We start from the raw sequence: 16249 nt of genomic DNA, 5'->3' as shown, positions 1-16249 counted from the left end.
AATAGACCTCTGGTCTATTTTTTATTACATTTGCTGTGTTTATTTTGATTGCGCACTATATAATATAATTAATGTGCTTAAAGGAAATTTATGAAAATTAATTACGATAAAGAATACCCATTAGCAAAGAAAAAACAACGTTTTAAAGCTGCGACACTTGACTTTTTATTGGTGTTTGTACTTTCCATCGCTTGTTCATTTTTAGTTTTTATTAATGCTGAATTTAAAATTAAGGATTTATTTGTTTCACAAAGCAATACAACATTAGATAATGTGATGAGCAAACCCGCTCTAGAGCCGTGAAGAGTTTTTGTGATGGCTTTGATTGCCTTTGTAATCTATTTTGTTTATTTTCTTGTGATACCAACGTTTAATAATTCAGCAACTTTATTCCGCAAGATTTTTAAGTTGCACACCATTTCGCTGCATCGACAAAACCACCGGGGCGTTTTGTTTCTTGCGTTATTAAGACAATCATTAATTGTTTGATTCTTGTTCATGATTATTGCAATTTTAGTAGCAGCATTTTGTTTTGCTTATAACATTCATGACCAATATCAAAGATTCCAATATTTATTATTTATTCGGGGAGCAATGTCATTGCAAATCCCGAATGAAGCTGACACTAATACAGAAATTATGGCTTATTTAAGTAAAAGCTTATTTTCAATCGTCGGTTTATTAAGTATTATTGCATTGATAACAATGCTTTTAAAAAAGGTTGAACGTCCTTTTCAAGACCATGTTGGCAACGTTGCTGTTTTAGATATTAAACAAGAAGAAACAGAAATTAGTAAACCGAAACGTCCATTTACAAAACCAGTAATTGATCATTATAATAACGTCTTATCAGAAATAGATAAGATCGGTACACGTAGGAGATCTTAATATGCATATCCAAGAATCGATTAATAATTTAAATCAAGAACAACATCAAGCTGTCGTTGCTGATAAAAAACCTTTATTAGTAATCGCGGGTGCTGGTACAGGAAAAACCCAAGTGCTAACACTTCGTATGGCTTTCATGATAAATTATTTTGGTATTTCACCAGACCGTATTCTTGGATTTACATTCACAAATAAGGCTGCACGGGAAATGCGTGAACGGGTTCAGAAACTGATTAACGTCAATATTGCTCAACTAGGGACATTTCATAGTTTTTGTGTGCGTGTATTACGAGAAGATGTTCATCTTTTAGATTACGACAATAATTTTCGTATTTTAGACACAGCAGCGGCTATTGATTTATTACACTTGATTTATGAAGAACATAAAATTGATTACAAAGAATACCCTTATAAAAAAGTTTTAAGTTTCATTTCTAGTATGAAATCAAGTAACGGTGAATATATCAACCAGAAGTTTCAGTGAAAAGATAACGCCGCTTCAATAGGACAAGTTAAAAAAGATTTAACATTAATTTTTAATTTATTTGTTGAAAAGTGTGCCACTTTTAGTTATGTTGACTACGATGATTTATTAATTTTAACTTACCAAATTTTTACTCGTTTTGAAGATGTCTTGAAGAAATGACAAAACCGGTTTGACGCAGTCCTGGTGGATGAGTTTCAGGATACTAATGAAATTCAATACCAATTAGCCTATTTATTAGCGCGAAAACATCAAAATATTTTTGCCGTTGGTGACCCCGATCAAACGATTTATTCTTTTCGAGGGGCTAAGGCTAAAGTTCTAGAACAATTTCAACACGACTTTCCTACATCAGAAATCATTGTATTAAAAATCAATTATCGATCAACTCAACAGATTTTAAATGCGGCTAATCAATTAATTAACGTTAATCCGCGGAGTTTAAAAAAAGAGTTAGAATCCTATTTTGGACAGCACAAAAAGCCGGTTTTCAAAACATGTTACAACATTGATGAAGAAGTTGAGTTTATTGTAGATAAAATTAGTCTCTTAATTGATGAACACTGTGTTAAACCAGAGAATATTTGTGTGCTGTTTCGATCAAATCAAATGTCACGAGCAATTGAACAGGCCTTGATTGAGAATGGTATAATCTATAATCTTTTTGGTTCTCGAACCTTCTTTGAACGGGAAGAAATTCGCGACATTCTTGCCTACTTCCAGGTTATTAATAACTGAGACGAATTGGCATTAATTCGTATTATTAATAAACCTCGTCGAAAAATTGGGGGCGAAGCTTTTGATAATTTAAAACGTTTTGCAAAAGAACATAAATATACATTAGCAGAAGCTTTAAGTCATATTCGTGAAAACAATTCTTTGAACGACCAACAAATGAATCGTTTTATTAATTTTTATGACCTAATCTTGGATATGCAAAACTATAATGAAAACCATGACTTAGTTAGCACTTTCTATTATTTAATCGATAAAATTGCTTATAGAGAATTTTTAGACCTTAAACCAGATACTGCAGATAACAAGTGAGAAAACGTTATGGAACTAAGAAATGGTTTAGAACGTTATTTACAAAATATCCCTGGAGCCTCTCTGAACGATTATTTAAACGACATTGCCTTATATACAAATGATGATTCAAAAAAATTGAAAAATAATGCAATTAATTTAATGACTGTTCATACTTCAAAAGGGTTGGAGTTTGAATACGTTTTTTTAATGCGTATGAACCAAGGTGATTTCCCTAGTTCTTATTCGATTGCTGAAGCGAATGGTATTGAAGAAGAACGTAGAGTTTGCTATGTGGCTTTAACGCGTGCTAAGAAGGAATTATATATTACAGCTTCACTGAATAATTCTTTCAGAAACGAATACGCTGGTCAAATCTCACAATTTATTGAGGAGATAGGTGTCAATAATTTAGAAAACCTTTCACCGCATCTGAGCATGCAAAAACCCAAAAAAGAAAACTTAATGGCTAATTTAATGCAAGCGCGTTGGGGCGAAATGGATGAATTAGAACAACTGTCACGTTTTACACAAACTCAAAAAATAGTTGATCAAAACTATCATGATGGCAACAACAATTACGCCATTAACGACGAGGTTGAACACAAGATTTTTGGATCAGGGGTTGTTGTTGGAAAAAACGATGATCTTTTAGATATTTACTTTCATAAATCAAAAAAAGTCTTGAGTATTTGCTATAATATCAAAAGTTTAAGTAGAAAAGAAAAATAACGTTATGAAAATTCTAATGTTAGGGGATGTTTTTTCAAAGCAAGGTCGAATATCTTTACAAAAAGAAATCCCCATAATGAAAAAAGAGTACGGAGTTGACTTCGTCATCGCAAATGCGGAAAATACAACTCACGGAAAAGGTTTAAATCTTCGCCATTTTGAAGAGTTACAGTCATATGGTGTGGACGTTTTCACAATGGGTAATCATACTTGAGACCAAGATGAAATTTTTGAAATGTTAAAAACCAAAAATAATTTAATCCGTCCAGCCAACATTGAATTGTCACATCCATACGCTGAATTTGGTTATGGTTCAAGAGTTTTCCAAGTTAAGAACTTACGTGTGCGTGTAACCAATTTATTAGGTCTTTCTATTGATATGAAAGGTTTACAATCTAATCCCTTTTTATGTTTGGATGAAATTGTTGCTAAAAATAATTGTGATATCCATATTGTTGATTTTCACGCAGAAACAACTAGTGAAAAAAATGCTTTATTTTTGGATTTTAAAAATAAAGTTACTATACTTTATGGAACACATACTCACGTACCCACAAACGATGCGCGAATTTATGAGGACACTGCTTTTCAAACCGATTTAGGAATGTGTGGTCCAAGTAATAGTATAATTGGGGCTGAACCTGCTGAAATCATCGAGCGTTTTCGTAATCCAAACAAACGTTTCATTTTAACACCAAGTAACAACCCTTATGTTTTTTGTGGGATTGTTGTTGAAATTGATGAAAAAACGATGAAACCAATTCATATTGAATCCATCGTGCGTTATCAAAAACCACCTAAAAAATAATTTTTTAATGCGTTCGCAAAAATATATCAAATAATCCTTGCAATTATTTTATTGTTTTGTTATACTATATTAGTATGTTTTAAAGCATATATGTTAATGGTGTATGCGCATTATTATTAATGGTGCCATAGCCAAGTGGTAAGGTCAGGAGCTGCAACCTCCTTATTCGTCAGTTCGAATCTGACTGGCACCTCCATATGCATCCTTAGCTCAATTGGACAGAGCGTCTGGCTACGGACCAGAAGGTTATGGGTTCGACTCCTTTAGGGTGCGCCATTAAATTATTACTAGTTTATTAATAATAAACTTGTTTATCGGGAAATAGCACAGCTTGGTAGTGCACCTGGTTTGGGACCAGGGGGTCGCAGGTTCGAATCCTGTTTTCCCGACCATTTTGGCTGGATAGCTCAATTGGTTAGAGCGCTCGGTTCATACCCGGGAGGTTCTGAGTTCGAATCTCAGTTCAGCCACCATTGCTTCTATAGCTCAATTTGGTTAGAGCCCCCGACTCATAATCGGTTGGTTACAGGTTCAAGTCCTGTTAGAAGCACCATTAAATTAAATGCAAATTCATCTTTATATTTGTTATAATATATAGATGTATATATGGAGAAATACCCAAGTCCGGTTGAAGGGATCAGTCTTGAAAACTGAGAGGCGGTGTGAGCCGCGCGGGGGTTCGAATCCCTCTTTCTCCGCCATTTACAATAATCTAACACTTTATGTGTTTTCATATCGCGGGATAGAGCAGTTTGGTAGCTCGTCAGGCTCATAATCTGGAGGTCGGTGGTTCAAATCCATCTCCCGCAACCAATGGTTCTGTGGTGTAGTGATTAACATGCCTCTCTGTCACAGAGGAGATCGCGGGTTTGACTCCCGTCAGGACCGCCATGGTTTCGTAGCTCAGTCGGTAGAGCAACGGATTGAAGATCCGTGTGTCGACAGTTCGATTCTGTCCGAAACCACCATTAATATTTTTAAACTCCTAGTAATAGGAGTTTTTATTTTGTTTATTAATCTTTTTTTAGCTATTTTAAGAAGTATTTTTTAATCAATTACGCTAATAATTTATAATTATAAATTAAGGTGATAAAATGACAGATGTAGTACAACAACAAATGCATGAGTTAATTCAACTAATGCAAGAAAAAGAATATAGTGAGCATACAATTAAGGAAGTTCAAAATGCTTTTGAATTTGCTAATAAAATGCATGGTGACCAACAACGTAAATCGGGCGAGCCATTTATTATCCATCCAATTACAACAGTAAAGACCTTAGCTTCGTGGTTAATGGATGAAAAAACCTTAGTAGCAGGAATGTTACATGATGTAATTGAAGATACAACTTGTTCAGAAGAAGAATTAAAAAAAGAATTTGGCGAAGAAGTGTGCAAATTAGTGATGTTCGTCACTAAAGTTTCTATTTATGCACGTAACCAAAGAAATACAATCAATAAAGATAAAACTTTAGAAGTTTATTCAATTAAAGTTTTTATGAGCATGACCGAAGATATTCGAGCGATGATTATTAAATTAGCGGACCGATACCACAATATGTTAACCATTGAGTATTTGCGGGAAGAAAAACGTCGACGAGTTGCTAAAGAAACATTAGAAATTTATGCCAATATTGCTGGTCGATTAGGGATGTACAAAGTTAAAACTGACTTATTGGATATGTCGTTTGCGGTTTTAGATCCTGATAATTACTACAAAGTCAAAAACACACTAGATGAAATCATTAGTCTCAATAAAGTTAAATGAGATGAAGCTACTTCACGTTTAGCTAAAATTCTTGAAGCCAACAACGCAACTGCTACATTAGAATCGCGAATTAAAGGTATTTATTCTACTTATAAAAAAATGACTCAGGGTTATGAAATTAAAAATATTCATGACATTTATGCCTTACGATTAATTGTTGATGATATTCATCAATGCTATCATTCATTAGGTTTAATCCACATGAATTTTACTTATATTATTAATACTTTCAAGGATTATATATCTAACCCCAAATGAAATCTATACCAATCTATTCATACAACAATCTCATTTGAAAATACTTTATTTGAAATTCAAATTAGAACTGAAAAGATGAATACATTTGCTAACTATGGTTTGGCTGCGCATTGAAAATATAAAGAAAACAATCCGGAAATGATTTCTAATACAATCGATAAGACATTGCTGATGCGTGACTTTATTCATAATGAAATCAAGGATGTCAAACAAGTTAAAAATATCACCACTGCAACCATTTATGATGTTTTAATCATGAACTCAAACGAATGGATCACTATTACAAATACCCATACCTTATTAGATTTAGCTTATCGATATGACCAGAAAAATTTCTTTAAAGTGATGGCCATTTATTTAAATGGTGAAAGAGCCCATTTTGATGCTCATGTAGAATCGGGAGACACTATTAAAATCGTTTATTCACAAACTAGTGAAGTGGTTAATCAATCTTGATTACGGGCTGCGAATAACGAAGTTGTTAAAAAATATATTAAAACAAAATTAGCAGATTTAGAAGATCATAAATTAGCTAACAAAGAACAATTTATGCGGGATGCTAGTTTTTATTTAGATGATAAAATTATTACATTGCAACAAGCTAGCGAAAGAATTCAAAATGAGTTTAATATCCATGATTTCATGACGTTTATTGATCTAACAAATATTGCTGAAATCAGCGATAACGTTAAATATAATGTCTTTAGTGATAATAAGCAAACAAGTAAAAAAGCCATTAATATTATTAAATCCAAAATATGAAAATGATTAATTGCAAACTCTTATTTTGATGGTTTAGAAAACTTGTATTTTAATGAGTTAATAGTGACTCCTTGTTGTTCTAAAGTGCCTGGTTTTGATTGTGTAGCTAAACTCATTCGCAACAAAGTGGAAATCCATCGTTCTGATTGCAAAAAGGTAAAAAACACACGAGCAAAAACCTTAGTTGTTGATTGATCGCAAGAGAAATTAAAACAGCGTCCACGTTATTTTTTATGTCAAATTGAACTAAAAGGAAATTGAAGTGAATCAATTGGAAACATCATTGCCCAAGTTTTAATTAGGCATCGTGCCAACCTATCAACCATTATTATCAATAAACATAAAATTAACAAAACACACAACACAAAATTAATTATTTATGTTAAAAACAGTAATCATTTACAAGTGATTATTGATGAGTTTAGAATTAAAAATATTATGTATGAATGGAAGTTAATCTAATGAGTCAAAAAAGTCAAAAAACAAAATATATATTTATTACTGGTGGAGTTTATTCATCATTAGGGAAAGGTGTTAGTGCGAGTAGTATTGGCCGAATTTTAGTTGAATTAGGCTTTAAAGTCGCTATGCAAAAACTAGATCCTTATTTAAATGTGGATCCAACATATCTATCACCATACCAACACGGTGAAGTGTTTGTAACAAAAGATGGTAAGCAAGCGGACTTAGACCTGGGAACATATGAACGTTTTATCGATATCGATTTAAACGAATATGCATCAATTAGTGCGGGGAAAATTTACTCTGAAATTACATATAAAGAACGTCATAACAAATTTAAAAATGTAACTGTACAAACAGTACCTCATGTAACTAACCACATTATATCTTATGTGCGTAAAGTTAGTGAGACTTTAGACGTTGACTTTGTTATTGTAGAAATTGGGGGAACAATTGGGGATATTGAATCTTTACCATTTATTGAAGCGATTACTCAGTTTATTCACCAGTATGGCCGTGAAAATGTAATGAGTGTACACTGTTCGCCATTAATCTACATTGACAATGTTAAGGAATTAAAAACTAAGCCAACTCAACACAGCGTTCACACATTGCGATCATTAGGTATCCAACCTGATATTTTATTATTACGATCAACACATGAAGTAGACAAACAAACAATTGAAAAATTAGCATGATCTTGTTTAGTTCCACATGATAATATTTTTGTAGCACAAGATGTTCCGTCTGTTTATTTATTACCGAACATGTTGTTTAAACAAAAAATTCACAAATCAATTTTAGATTATTTCAAATTGCAAGTTAAAACAGCTACGTTGAGCCATTGATATACTTTTACTAACCAAATTACTGCAGCGAAATTACATCATCTAAAAATTGCTATTATTGGTCAATACATTGAGTTACCTGATGCGTATAAATCAGTTATTGAAAGTTTAAATATTGCTGCATATAGCTATAGTGTTGATTTAGAGTTAATTCTCATTCAGGCGAAAACAATTGAAGAAGCTAATGTAGCAGCACAATTAGATGGATTAGATGCCATTATTATTCCTTCGTTTGTCGGTAATGAAGATGGGTTTACAGGTAGTGTTTGCGCATTAAAACATGCTCGTTTAAACGACATTCCCACTTTAGTTATCGGGAACAGTATGAACATTTTTGTGTATGACTTTTTAGCTAATATCAAACACGAAATTCCTCAAACAAAATTTGATAAGGAACATTCAGTCCTTTACTTAAAAGATTATTTTGACTTAACTAATAATGTGAAATTCGGTTCATATTTAACAAATCTATCTAAAGATTCGCGTAGCTATGAGTTTTTTAAAAAAACTAAAATCAATATGCGTCATTTACAACGAACAATTATTCATAAAGAACAACTAGAAGCAATTCTTTGTGATGATTTGATTATCGCTGGTTTAGACGAAGATCACAATATCGATGTTTTAGAATACAAGGATAAAAAATACATGATTGCCTGCAGCTTTAATCCTGAATTCTCAACACGACCATTTAAAGTTAATCCCTACTTTAGTGCCTTATTAAAAGTATGTATAGAAGGAGTATAAATGAAACAAATTATCAATAAAATCCGCGGAACTGTGGATTTATTTAAAGATGACATGCGGCTGTTTAAGACTTTGGAAAACCATTTATTAAAAATCGCTGATAATTATGGATATGAACAAGTTAAAACACCCGTCTTTGAACATTATGAATTATTTAATCGTTCAGCTGGTGAAACTTCTGATCTAGTATCGAAAGAAATGTATGTTTTTAATGATAAGGGTAATCGTATGATTGCTTTGCGTCCAGAAGGGACAGCTGGTGTTTTACGAGCTGTGATTGAAAACAAATGACTTTTACAACACCCATTACCATTAAAACTAGCCTACTTTGAACCTTGCTTCCGCTACGAACGTCCGCAGAGTGGTCGTCAACGAATGTTCCACCAATTCGGTGTGGAATTATTGGGATCAGATAGTATTTATACAGACTTTGAAGTTATTTGTATGGCCTATGAAGTCTTAACATCAATTAATATTAAAGATTTCGTTTTAGAAATTAACTATATTTCTACACCCGAAAAAAGAGCATTATGAATCAAGGCACTACAAGATTATTTTGCGCAATATATTGACCAACTAGAAGTTATTAGTCGCGAACGTCTGCAAACAAATCCGTTACGCATTTTAGATGATAAAATTGAAAGCCAAAAAACTTTCGTACAAAACGCTCCGAAGATCAGCGCTTTTTTAGATGAAAAAGAAAAAGAAGAGTTTGCAACATTATTGAACGCACTTGAAAAGCAAAATATCAAGTACAAAATTAATGAAAATTTGGTGCGTGGTTTAGATTATTATACTGGCGTTGTTTTTGAATTTATTAGTTTGTCTGAACGTCTTGTTGGTCAATCGACTATGATTGGCGGCGGGCGTTATACTAAATTATTAAGTCAACTAAATGGACCAGATTATAATGGTGTTGGCTTTGGTTGCGGGATTGAGCGTTTACTAATTGCTTTAAAAGATGTATCATCAAACGAAACCAAAGAATATCATTATGACTATATGATCGGATATACACAGAATGAATTAGCGACATTTGCACACAGCTTAACTAATAATATGCGTACGCATAATTTAAAAGTTGATGTTTCTTATGAACCATTAAAATTTGACAAAATCTTTAAAAAGGCAAACAAAATTCAACCACGCTTCATTGTTTTATTTGCTGAAAAAGAGTGAGCCGATAACCAACAAATTTTATTAATAGATGAACAAACAAAACAACAAACAACAATGTCTTACATTGATATATTAGAAAAAATAAAAAAAGGTGAAAAAAATGAAAATTAATAATAACCAGATAAGCGATGCGTATCTGCAACAAACAATCACTCTAAAAGGTTGAGTTAAGAAAGTTCGTAAACTAGGAAATCTTGTTTTCGTTGACATTCGTGATCGATATGCCCTAGTTCAAATTTTCGCTCATCATGATGATCTGGTTTTTAAACAACTAAATGAATTAAATCGTGAAGATGTGATTTATGTCACAGGGGAACTATTAGTTCGTAAACAAAAAAACCCAGACCTTTTAACAGGTAATTATGAATTGCACGCCCACCATGTGGAAGTTTTGTCAAAAGCGAAAACACCACCTTTAATTATCGAAAACGAAACCGATGCTAACGAAGATGTTCGATTTGCATACCGTTATTTAGACTTGCGACGCCCTAAAAACCTGCAAACATTTCAATTACGTTCAAAAGTGGCACACATCATCCGTTCGTTTTTACATAGCTTAGATTTCATTGAAACAGAAACACCAATTTTAGGGAAACCAACTCCAGAAGGGGCGCGTGACTTTTTAGTACCAACGCGTAGTCATAAATTTTATGCTCTTCCTCAATCACCACAAATTTTTAAACAATTATTAATGGTTGCTGGTTTTGAAAAGTATTTCCAAATTACTAAATGTTTTAGAGATGAAGATTTACGTAGTGATCGACAACCAGAATTTACACAAGTTGATTTAGAAATGAGTTTTGTTAACGAACAAGACATTCAGGATTTAATTGAAGTATTATTAAAACGTGTGTTTGCGGAAGCTCTAAACTACGAATTGAAAACACCTTTCCTACGTATGACTTATGCTGACGCCTTCCACAATTACGGAACTGATAAACCTGATTTACGATATGAATTAAAAATTCGAGATACAAACAATCTTTTTGCTGAATCATCTTCAAAAATTCTACAAAACATTGTTAGTGAAGGTAAGGTTGTTAGATATCTTTACACTGGTGAATTATTAACAAAAAAACAAGTCCAAGATTTAGAAAAATACGCTAAAGATAAGCAAGCTAAAGGTTTAATTTGAATGCGAATCGAAAACGGAATAGTTGTTGACGGTTCTTTTGCAAAGTTAAAAGAAGATCATTCATTATATTTACAATTATTAGATAAACACCAATTAACTTCAGGTACATTATTATTAGTTGCTGACAACTATGAAATTGCTACAGAGGCGTTAGGAATTGTTAGAACTCAACTAGCTAGCGTTTTAAATTTAAAAAACACTCAGTCATATGCGTTTGTATGAATCGTTGACTGACCTTTATATGAATTCGATCAAGATACAAATCGTTATGTGGCTGCACACCACCCTTTTACAGCACCACAACAACAATGCATTAATGACTTTGATACAAACCAAAAAGATGCTTTAGGAAGAAGTTATGACATTGTATTAAATGGGTATGAATTAGGTGGGGGATCAGTGCGAATCATTAATCCAGATGTGCAAAAAAGAATGTTCAGTTCTATTAATTTAAGTGCTCAGGAAATTGAACAGAAATTTGGATTCTTATTAGAAGCGTTTAGTTATGGTGTTCCTCCTCATGCCGGGATTGCTTTAGGTTTAGATCGTTTAATTATGATTTTAATCAATAGCGAAATGATTAAAGATGTTGTAGTGTTCCCGAAAAACAATCAAGGTGTTGATATGATGATGCATGCACCAAGTTTTGTGAGTGATGAAGAATTAGTGGACTTAGGGGTACAAAATGTTAAACCAAAACCTGAAAAATAAAGCTTTTATAGAAACCAAAATTCGTAATTATAACGAACATGTTCAAGCCATTAATGAGCTATATGTTTTGTTAACATCTAATTTAAAAAAATTGTTCAACGATCAAAAAATACCAATTGAAGGTAAACAAAAAAACGAACAAATAACAGCTGTTAACAAATTAGCTGACGTCTTCTTTATCGCCGAAGGATTTGTTGATCTGCAAAGTAATATTTATGAGCAAAACCTGAATCAGCCATGATTTGCTAACACCCTTAAATCATTTTTATCATCATATTTTGAGATTACAACTGACCAAGAAGCTTATTTAGATTTGTTGCACAAAAACCATAATTTCAATAATGACCTAGATGTGGCTAGCTTGTTTTTAATTTATGACTTACAAAAAGAGTATGACTGATATACTACATTAGGGTACAAAGACTTTGAAGGTTTTGAATTAGATTATTTAATGGTGGATCTTTTAAAAACCAGAGTTAATGTACACTTTATGATGACTAAAAATATCATTGAAAACATCTTCTTATTAAAAATTGGGAAGGCGTTAAATTATATTGATGAGGACATGTTTGACTCATTAATTTTCAAAAATATTCAAATCATCAAACAACATTTTGCTAGTTTAGAAGATTTTTTCCTTAATTATTTGGTGAGCGTTTGTTATGAAAAAATAAACAAAAACAATCCTCAACGAATTATTAGTTTGGCTAATGCTTATATTAATGTTTTATATGTTTTATATAATGTTGATGCTACAGCCAAGTAATATGTCTTTTTAAAGATTTTAATAAGCTTAATCAATTAAAAAGTCCAGGAAAAATTAATTCCATAGAAATTCCAAAAGAATCCAATCACTCATGATGGATTCTTTTTTCTTTCTTTTGTAAAAAGTGTTGGTATAACAAGAAGATACTAATTGCATAATATTTATTTAAAGATAAGAAGCCAATAATAACAAAAGCATAACCGCGTTGTTCGTGAATTAACAATAGATGTTGCAATTGGTGATCCTTGATTTGTTTTAAATCAAAAGTTGAATCAGTTGTTTGTTTGACTTCAAAGTCATAATAACTTCCATCATAAAAACCATAATAGTCGGCTTGCGATTTCGCTTTCAATGTACCCAATACATGATTATTTTCAATTTTACGAATGCTGACACTAACATCACGCTTAATAAAGAATCCTGAATACTCCTGAGTAAAGAGTTGTAAACTACGATTAATCAGCGTTTCCAGGAACATCCCTTTATTTTTAACTCACATAGCTACCACCAACTTAATAAACGTTGCCCAATGAATTTTTACTATTTAAAACAGGGTTAAGTAAAAAAACTTAACATATAATAAAAAAATGTATTATAATTTATTAAGTCTTTTAAAAATAAAGAGGTGAATACATTGGTAAAAATTAGATTAACAAGAGTTGGTACTCATAAAAAACCTTACTTTAGAGTGGTTGTTATGGATGCTAAAGCTAAAGCAAATGGTGCTTATATTGAAAATTTAGGACACTATAATCCAATTACAGGTGATGTTGTTTTAAAGAACGATCGTGTACTATTTCATTTAGAAAATGGTGCTCAACCATCTGAAACTGTAAAACAAATGCTTTCTGCGCAAGGCGTATGAAAAGAATTTATTGCAAAAAAAGATGCTAACAAAAAACGTAAAGCATTAATGCAAAAACAAAAAAACGCGTAGTTTATGAAAATTTCTTTCTTAACTTTGTTTCCAGAAATCATTGAAACTTGATGCAATCACTCAATCATTAAACGAGCGATTGATGCTAATAAAGTTAGCGTTGAAATTGTTGATATTCGTAAATTTTCCAAAGATAAAAGACAACGAGTAGATGACACACCGTATGGTGGTGGACCAGGAATGGTTATTTCTATTGATGTAGTAGTACGGGCATTGCGATCTGTACGAACTCCAAATAGTTATGTCGTTTATACTTCCCCACGGGGACAAGTCTTTAATCAGAAAAAAGCAATTGAATGAAGTAGTAAAAAAGAACATCTGATTTTTATTGCTGGGCATTACGAAGGTATTGACGAGAGAATTAAATATTATGTTGATTCTTACATTAGTATTGGCGATTTCATCTTAACTGGTGGCGAATTAGTTTGTATGATGATGGCAGACAGTGTTATTCGTTTAATCGATGGAGTGATTAACGCTGATAGTTTAGTGGATGAATCTTTTAATAACTATTTATTAGATTATCCTGTTTATACTAGACCAAAGAAATATCGAAAGCACGAAGTTCCCGAAGTGCTTTTAAGTGGTCATCACGCTATGATTAACGAATATCGTAAGCAAAAACAAGAGGAATTAACAAAGCGATATCGCAAAGATTTATATAAAAAATATATACAAACAATAACAAAGAAGTAGGTGTTAAAAAATGGGTATTTTCAAAATTAATAAGGGTGCAATCTTATCATCTGTAAATCAATCAAGCATGAAAAAAGATGTGCCGAACTTTTCAAGTGGGGACACAATTATTATTCACAACAGAATTGTCGAAGGTAAAAAAACGAGAATTCAAAAATTCGAAGGTGTTGTATTACGTCGCCGTGGCTCACAAGCTAATGAAACAGTTATTATTCGTAAAGAAACTAACGGGATCGGAGTTGAATTAAACTTCAACATCCACTCTCCATTAGTAGAAAAAATTGAAGTTGTGCGTTATGGTAAAGTGCGTCGTGCTTATATCTCATACATGCGTTCACGTTCTGGTAAATCAGCACGTATTAAACAACTAAACAAATAATTTTAGAAATAATAACAGTAATTTGATTTTCATATTATTGTTATTTTTTTATGTTGATGCACAGGAGAATGTTATGAACATGAACGGAATTGATAAAACAAATCGAAAAAAACACAAGAGACGAATTAAGATCATTCAAACTGATCGCAAAATTAATGATCTTTTGAAACAAGTTAATCAGGAATACATTGAACAAGAACAATTAAATGCTCAAACAGAAACCATCAAATTTAAAGCTGGTATTTTAAAGTTTGCTAGTTTATATACAACTAAACGTTTGTGAGTGCGCTACCTGATCATTTTGATTCTCTCGATGACAACTTCTGTGATTTCTTTATTTTTAGTCCAAAACACAGGGATTTATTCGCCGGGAGTAACTGGTTTATCACAAGGTTTTTCGCGGTTAATTCAAACAGTGATTATTTATTTAAATCCATCGCTTGTAACCCAGGCCCAGATTTCATATAATGTCTTATTCTGGTTGCTAGTGATTTTGATTAATGTACCATTGCTAATTTTTTCTTATTTAAAATTAGGTAAACATTTTACATTAATGACGCTTTTATACTTAGTCGCTACACAAGTATTTGGTCTTTTATTATCTTTTATTCCTAATACGGATAAAATCATGATTTTTGGGGATAATAAAATTACTTATCCAAAAGTAGACAATTTCTTTACGCCCCGAATTTTGGCTCACCAAATTAGTGATATTAAATTAGCTCCAGAATTGCTAACAATTAGTAATGAGGCAAGTATCACACCAGATCGTCCAATCAATGATTTATATATTAAAATCAATGAAATTAAAAACTTGGAAACAAGACAAGAATACTTAAACCTTTTATATGATAATGCTAAGCCATTATATTACTTCCATCCATTAATTGATAACAGGGTACAAGTTTTACCGTGAACCGACCCTGATCAAGCATCAAAAATTCCATCGATTTTTGTCTATGCAATTATTTACGCCATTTTTGATGCCATTCTGATTTCCCTAGTGTACATTGTTGGGGGAACAAGTGGTGGTACAGATATTATTAGTTTCTGATATTCAAAAAAGAAAAGCAAACCAATTGGTAATATCTTAACTTACTTTAATGCTTTTACTTTATTCATCGGAATTATTTTAGGGTCTTTTGTGCCAGCTTGCTTGGCTAACAAAAAATTCTTTAATGTGGAAATTTTCTTTTCACCAAACCTAGTTGCTTCGACTCTAGTGTCAATCATTTTAGGGATAATAGTTAATATATACTTCCCTAAGAACAAATCATTAAAACTAGAAATTTTATCGAAAAATGTTGATAAAATTGTCAGCATCCTTCATGAACACGATTTCAATAATTCGATTACAGTAACTAACTCTAGTAATCTAATTTCCAATAAGACGAACCAGTCGCTTGAAATTATTAGTCTATATATTGAATTCCCATCAATTATTCAATTAATTAGACAAGTTGATACTAATTGTTTAATTGTCATCTATCCTATTGTTGACATTGATGGATCAATGGTTGTACGGAGAAGTAATTTTAACTAAATACATTTACACCATAAAAATATTATGTTATAATATTATGGTGTAAACGCAGATGTAGTTCAATGGTAGAACGCAACCTTGCCAAGGTCGAGACGCGGGTTCGATTCCCGTCATCTGCTCCA

Annotated in this window: 13 protein-coding genes and 10 tRNA genes; 22 read left to right on the top strand and 1 reads right to left on the bottom strand. The window is 32.1% G+C overall.

Annotation, left to right across the window (positions count from 1 at the left end; all coding sequences use genetic code 4):
• Positions 1 to 90: 90 nt before the first annotated feature.
• From OF376_RS01105 to OF376_RS01025, 17 genes are all read left to right on the top strand, one after another.
• Positions 91 to 888, top strand: a complete 798-nt coding sequence (locus tag OF376_RS01105; protein WP_263821697.1) for an RDD family protein — start codon at positions 91 to 93, stop codon at positions 886 to 888.
• 1 nt (position 889) lies between these two features.
• Positions 890 to 3130 (top strand): ATP-dependent helicase, encoded by a 2241-nt coding sequence (locus tag OF376_RS01100; RefSeq protein ID WP_263821696.1) that lies wholly within the window; start codon positions 890 to 892, stop codon positions 3128 to 3130.
• Positions 3131 to 3134: 4 nt separating this feature from the next.
• Positions 3135 to 3938: a TIGR00282 family metallophosphoesterase gene (locus OF376_RS01095; RefSeq protein ID WP_263821695.1), complete on the top strand. Its 804-nt coding sequence runs from the start codon at positions 3135 to 3137 to the stop codon at positions 3936 to 3938.
• Positions 3939 to 4059: 121 nt separating this feature from the next.
• A tRNA-Cys gene (locus OF376_RS01090) sits at positions 4060 to 4134 on the top strand.
• A gap of 3 nt (positions 4135 to 4137) precedes the next feature.
• Positions 4138 to 4214 (top strand) — tRNA-Arg (locus OF376_RS01085).
• 39 nt (positions 4215 to 4253) lie between these two features.
• Positions 4254 to 4330, top strand: a tRNA-Pro gene (locus tag OF376_RS01080).
• 4 nt (positions 4331 to 4334) lie between these two features.
• Positions 4335 to 4411 (top strand) — tRNA-Met (locus OF376_RS01075).
• 2 nt (positions 4412 to 4413) lie between these two features.
• Positions 4414 to 4491: transfer RNA gene (locus OF376_RS01070), tRNA-Ile, on the top strand.
• Positions 4492 to 4546: 55 nt separating this feature from the next.
• A tRNA-Ser gene (locus OF376_RS01065) sits at positions 4547 to 4639 on the top strand.
• A gap of 35 nt (positions 4640 to 4674) precedes the next feature.
• Positions 4675 to 4751 (top strand) — tRNA-Met (locus OF376_RS01060).
• Positions 4752 to 4753: 2 nt separating this feature from the next.
• Positions 4754 to 4829 (top strand) — tRNA-Asp (locus tag OF376_RS01055).
• A gap of 1 nt (position 4830) precedes the next feature.
• Positions 4831 to 4906 (top strand) — tRNA-Phe (locus tag OF376_RS01050).
• Positions 4907 to 5032: 126 nt separating this feature from the next.
• Positions 5033 to 7186, top strand: a complete 2154-nt coding sequence (locus OF376_RS01045) for a RelA/SpoT family protein (protein ID WP_263821694.1) — start codon at positions 5033 to 5035, stop codon at positions 7184 to 7186.
• On the top strand, positions 7186 to 8781 hold the full coding sequence (locus tag OF376_RS01040; protein WP_263821693.1) for a CTP synthase: 1596 nt from the start codon (positions 7186 to 7188) through the stop codon (positions 8779 to 8781). Before OF376_RS01045 ends, OF376_RS01040 begins: the two co-directional genes overlap by 1 nt.
• Positions 8782 to 10071: a histidine--tRNA ligase gene (hisS, locus tag OF376_RS01035; protein WP_263821692.1), complete on the top strand. Its 1290-nt coding sequence runs from the start codon at positions 8782 to 8784 to the stop codon at positions 10069 to 10071.
• Positions 10061 to 11806, top strand: a complete 1746-nt coding sequence (gene aspS / locus OF376_RS01030; protein WP_263821691.1) for an aspartate--tRNA ligase — start codon at positions 10061 to 10063, stop codon at positions 11804 to 11806. The genes hisS and aspS overlap by 11 nt, the downstream gene beginning before the upstream one ends.
• Positions 11781 to 12572: a hypothetical protein gene (locus OF376_RS01025; RefSeq protein ID WP_263821690.1), complete on the top strand. Its 792-nt coding sequence runs from the start codon at positions 11781 to 11783 to the stop codon at positions 12570 to 12572. Before aspS ends, OF376_RS01025 begins: the two co-directional genes overlap by 26 nt.
• Here the strand turns inward: OF376_RS01025 and OF376_RS01020 are convergent.
• Positions 12559 to 13071 carry a Holliday junction resolvase RecU gene (locus tag OF376_RS01020; RefSeq protein WP_263821689.1) on the bottom strand — a complete coding sequence of 171 codons (513 nt, stop codon included), beginning with the start codon at positions 13069 to 13071 and terminating at the stop codon, positions 12559 to 12561. The genes OF376_RS01025 and OF376_RS01020 overlap by 14 nt on opposite strands.
• 126 nt (positions 13072 to 13197) lie before the next feature.
• Between OF376_RS01020 and rpsP the strand changes: the two genes are divergently transcribed.
• The 5 genes from rpsP (at position 13198) to OF376_RS00995 (ending at position 16249) form a co-directional block, all read left to right on the top strand.
• Positions 13198 to 13509 (top strand): 30S ribosomal protein S16, encoded by a 312-nt coding sequence (rpsP, locus tag OF376_RS01015; protein ID WP_263817725.1) that lies wholly within the window; start codon positions 13198 to 13200, stop codon positions 13507 to 13509.
• Between the two features lie 3 nt (positions 13510 to 13512).
• Complete coding sequence (trmD, locus tag OF376_RS01010; RefSeq protein WP_263821688.1) at positions 13513 to 14205, top strand: tRNA (guanosine(37)-N1)-methyltransferase TrmD; 693 nt, start codon at positions 13513 to 13515, stop codon at positions 14203 to 14205.
• Between the two features lie 10 nt (positions 14206 to 14215).
• Positions 14216 to 14584: a 50S ribosomal protein L19 gene (gene rplS, locus OF376_RS01005; RefSeq protein WP_263821687.1), complete on the top strand. Its 369-nt coding sequence runs from the start codon at positions 14216 to 14218 to the stop codon at positions 14582 to 14584.
• Positions 14585 to 14657: 73 nt separating this feature from the next.
• Positions 14658 to 16127: a YitT family protein gene (locus OF376_RS01000; protein WP_263821686.1), complete on the top strand. Its 1470-nt coding sequence runs from the start codon at positions 14658 to 14660 to the stop codon at positions 16125 to 16127.
• 48 nt (positions 16128 to 16175) lie between these two features.
• A tRNA-Gly gene (locus OF376_RS00995) sits at positions 16176 to 16249 on the top strand.

The organism is Ureaplasma miroungigenitalium (genome assembly GCF_025780085.1).
Taxonomy (GTDB): domain Bacteria; phylum Bacillota_I; class Bacilli_A; order Mycoplasmatales; family Mycoplasmoidaceae; genus Ureaplasma; species Ureaplasma miroungigenitalium.
Note: the sequence above shows the minus strand (reverse complement) of the source record. Positions and strands in the feature narration are given on the sequence as shown.